Here is a 247-nt window from a genome sequence, read left to right as displayed (position 1 = left end):
CCCCCCCCCCCCTTCTCTCCTTTTTTTACTGTCTCCCCGTGCTCCGCTTTATACCCTGTTTCTACCGTCTGCCCTTTCAGATCTTTATCTCCTTTAGGTCCAGTAGCACCAGTGTTACCTTGAACGCCTTGAGGTCCAGTAGCACCAGTAGCGCCAGTGTTACCTTGAGGACCAGGAGCACCAGTGGCACCAGTTGCACCCGGGGTACCTGGACGACCAGGAGAACCAGGGGCCGCGGGAGGGCGAG

The 247-nt window shown here is 58.3% G+C and carries 1 protein-coding gene; it reads right to left on the bottom strand.

Going from position 1 to position 247, the window contains the following annotated elements; translation table 11 throughout:
- Positions 1-247, bottom strand: a 247-nt coding sequence (locus tag JDS99_RS31415; RefSeq protein WP_199696538.1) for a collagen-like triple helix repeat-containing protein, incomplete at both ends; no start/stop codon positions are given.

The sequence above is a fragment of the Bacillus cereus group sp. N6 genome (assembly GCF_016483705.1).
Classification (GTDB): Bacteria; Bacillota; Bacilli; order Bacillales; family Bacillaceae_G; genus Bacillus_A; species Bacillus_A wiedmannii.
Note: the sequence above shows the minus strand (reverse complement) of the source record. Positions and strands in the feature narration are given on the sequence as shown.